This is a genomic window from uncultured Subdoligranulum sp. (genome assembly GCF_937890665.1).
On sequence record NZ_CALADU010000210.1, the window covers coordinates 1 to 3,726 of the forward strand.

4 protein-coding genes are annotated in these 3,726 nt (G+C 52.0%); 3 read left to right on the top strand and 1 reads right to left on the bottom strand.

From position 1 onward, the window contains the following. From Q0526_RS11855 to Q0526_RS11865, 3 genes are all read left to right on the top strand, one after another. The coding region (locus Q0526_RS11855; RefSeq protein WP_366522096.1) for a carbohydrate ABC transporter permease at positions 1-776 on the top strand (776 nt) is incomplete at its 5' end. A gap of 30 nt (positions 777-806) precedes the next feature. Beyond that, entirely contained in the window at positions 807-2,294 is a 1,488-nt protein-coding gene (locus tag Q0526_RS11860; RefSeq protein ID WP_298733868.1) for a biotin/lipoyl-binding protein, read from the top strand. Next, a complete protein-coding gene (locus tag Q0526_RS11865) occupies positions 2,287-3,378 on the top strand; it encodes a hypothetical protein (protein ID WP_298733871.1) in 1,092 nt (363 codons plus the stop codon). Before Q0526_RS11860 ends, Q0526_RS11865 begins: the two co-directional genes overlap by 8 nt. A 33-nt stretch (positions 3,379-3,411) precedes the next feature. Here the strand turns inward: Q0526_RS11865 and Q0526_RS11870 are convergent, their stop codons facing one another. Continuing rightward, positions 3,412-3,630 carry a hypothetical protein gene (locus Q0526_RS11870; protein WP_298733873.1) on the bottom strand — a complete coding sequence of 73 codons (219 nt, stop codon included), beginning with the start codon at positions 3,628-3,630 and terminating at the stop codon, positions 3,412-3,414. Positions 3,631-3,726: the final 96 nt, after the last annotated feature.

The window sequence follows — 3,726 nt, forward strand, 5'->3', positions numbered from 1 at the left end:
ATAAAGCCAAACGAGGTCACTGGATTTGGGTATGCCTGATCCCGGCCGCGCTGCTGGTATGGTGGCCGCTTTGGTTTCTCTGCACCGGTGCTCTGATGCCGGAAGAGGAGTTGGGGCTGACGGTAGGCCCCGCGCTGGGGTTGCACAATGGCTTCGCTGCCTGGCATATTCTGCCGTCCTGGCCCACCTTGGAACCTTTGCTGACGCTCTTGTTGGATACACCGCAGTTTTTTGTGATGTTCTGGAACAGTATGGAGCAATCCGTCACTCAAGTGGCAGGCCAGTTATTAGTAGGCGCACCGGCTGCGTGGGCCATCAGCAGACTGCGTTTCCACGGCCGAGGGGCGGTTCGCGGTTTGTATATCGTTTTAATGCTATTGCCTTTCCAGGTCACAATGGTTCCCAGTTATCTGGTTCTACGTCAATTCGGTCTATTGGATACCCCCTGGGCTGTCATTTTGCCCGGTATCTTCTCAACTTTCCCGGTTTTCATTATGGAGCGCGGCTTTGACGCGATACCGAGAGAAGTATTGGAGTCTGCCGCTATAGACGGAGCTGACCATTGGCACCGCTTTTGGAACATTGGTATCCCGCTTGGTGTACCTGGGATCATTTCTGCGCTGACACTGGGATTCCTTGATGCCTGGAATGCTATCGAACAACCCATGGCCTTTTTGAAGTCACCACAATATTGGCCCTTGTCCCTCTATGGCGGCCAGTTTATTGATGCTGGCTCCTTCTGTATTGGTTTTCCGCTTTGGGCAAACCTACCTTGAAACCGGTCTCGCTGCAGGGGCTGTGAAAGGATGACGAACTTGGAAATCATACATAAACTAAAACGGCGCCTTCACGCCATCTCCGAAAACAGTACGAATCAGTCACGTGCGGGCATTGATTTTCTTCGTTTTCTGGGTGTCATGCTCATTTTGACGCTGCTTGTACGTGGAACAGCAGCAGCCACGACCCCTGTTGTCACCGTGACCAACCCTTATCAGGGAACCGTTAGTCAGAGTTTCATTTTGTCAGGGGAGCTCTCTCCCGGAGCAGGTACCCCCTTGACTCTTCCGGAAGGGCTGCTCATAGAACAGGTCCTTGTCCAGCCAGGCGATTCGGTCACGCAGGGGCAAACACTGGCCGTCCTTTCGGTAGACGATATTGATACTGCGATCGACCAGCTCCAAGCTTCTTTGGAGCAGCACCAGGTGCAGGCCGACCAGCTTACGAATGCAGACGTTGCCGATTCGTTCGCGTGGCAGCAGGCACAACAACAGTTAGACCGTGCCTATTCCAATTATCAGCAAATAGTTACCGAAAACGAACAGGCTATCGCCAGTGCCCAGGAAGCCTTAGACAGCGCCCGCAAGACATTGAGTGAAGTGGAAGGCCGTGAGCCGCAGCGGCCTTTTGAAGATTCATACTGGGAAATGGCCACTCCGGAACAGACTGAAACAGAGCAAAAGTACTCCGATTGGCAAAACGAATTGAGTAATGCACAGGCTGCGGTCCAACAGGCACAAAACGATTTAGAAAGCGCTCAGCAAACGGCAGAAAGCGAACAGGAAAATGCGCTGGCTGCCGCCCAAAGTGCGGAGGACTCCCGCAACAGTGCCCAGCACAGTTACGAAAAAGAGGCGGCCGATTTAGCGGAATCCAACCGTTCCGATCTCGCCAGTGCCGAAGTGCTTTTGGCTCAGATCCGTCAAGAAAAGCAAAAACTTGCAGATCTGACTGCGCTAAAGAATGCTTCTGGCAACTTTTCTGCTCCAGCGGATGGGATCATTACCGAGATTTCCTTAGTACCTGGCGAAACCAGTTCCGCCGTTGCAGGTCTGCTTGCCGCTGGTGAGCAAAGTTATACCCTTATTACCCCTGTGACCTCTGCGCAAAGTACCTTGATACAGTCGGGATGCACCATTTCGGTAAAACAGGGCCAGACCACAGGGAGCGCCGCTTTGGAAAGTATCGAATCGGATATGGCGCAGTTAACGGTATCGGGGTCACAGTGGAAAGTCGGAACTGCTACCATTACAGTCACTACCACGAGTGGCGAAAGTGGGCTTTGCCTGCCGGCTACCGCAGTCAACAGCGATAATACAGGAGACTTTGTTTATCTTGTAGAAACGAAAAACACCGTGCTGGGGGCACAGAACGTTTTGGTACGCCTCCCTGTCACCGTCGATGAACGCGGGGATGGGGTCGTACGCGTTTCTGGTGCGCTGGATGGAAAGGAACAGATCGTCAGTGCCAGTAGTAAACCACTTTCTGCCGGGGCGCAGGTACGGATCGATGCGTAAGCGTTTGATCGTGCTGTTCTGGCTGGGGTTATATGTGCTGTGTCTGTGGCTTGCTGTGCGGGCAGCTGCCGAAGCCCAGCAAATCAGTCCGGGGGCCAGTTTACGATATGTTCAGGCACTACGGAGTGATCAGGTAATGAAAGCCCGTGCGTATGCGCAGAGCGAGCAAAACGAGGACGGGATTTTTGCTACATTCTGGACGGAGAATGAGAGCAGCGTTCAAGCTGCCGCCAGTCAACGGACCGTCCAAGAAGTATGCAGCATTGGATTTTATGGAGCGGCATCGGCAGCGTATGCGGCAAATTACCTGTATGGCACAGCTCCAGGTGATGGGGATACCAGTCAATGCTCCGTCAGTATCTCACTTGCTTGGGATCTATGGGGCAGTACAGACGTGTTGGGACAAATATTAACACTGGACCCCGACACGGAGAATGCGCGAAGTTACGAAGTATGTGGCATTTTTTCCGGCAATTCCGACCGAGTTCTCTACGGAGCAGGCAGTTCCGATGCGTTCCGCTATATCGAACTGACCCATATCTCCTTGGACAACCCTTCTCAGAGCGTTCAGCAATTTATAGCTGGCAGTGGTTTGGAGCAGCCAGACCAACTGTTATATGACGCCGCAGTCGCTTGGCTGTTGGACGCATTGACAGGGATGCCCGTGATACTTCTGTTTGTAGGGTGTCTATGGAACGTCCTGTTCCGGATTTTCTGGAATAAAAAGCAGCGAGAACTCATGATGTTCATCATTGCCTTACTTTTCGTCTGCTTGTTGCCCATGTGGCTATCTGCGTTGCCCGGTTGGCTCATACCGAACCAGTGGGGCAGTATGGCAGCGTGGAGTTCACTCGTTTCGGCAGCCGGAGATCGCTTGCAGGAATGGTTTGCTCTATGGCCCACAACAAGGGATGTACACCTCAAAGCCAAAGTGCTGCAAGTCATAGCCGCCACACTTGGCAGCATTGTATTTGCCATCATCGCCTTCTCGGCGTGGGCTCGTCGTCCGATCACCCATGCACCTCGAAATGCAGATGCGGCCCGGTCGCGCAAACAACGTTTTCGGTGGCAGCATAAGAAGTAAAAAGCGAATGAATTTCATTGGTGACGGATTGAGTTAAAAATAATTAAGCTGTAGGCCGAACTTTTCCGAAGTATAAAAACAGCAGCGAAACTGGTTTGAGTAGTTCAAAATGACGGTTTTCGGACAATAAATAAAGGCTGTTCCATCCCAAGAACATTCTTTCCCACACGGTTTGCCCGTCTGCAATTTCTTTATATTGCGCAAAATCCGTTTTTTACATAAACGCTCAATATCTGGCATGGTAACACTCATTAGGTGTCCTCCCTGTTTTGCGTGTAGCAGGTCGTTTGCTTAGTAAGCGTCAAACGTGGGACCGGGTAGACAGGTATGAGAGAATAGTGGTGGAAC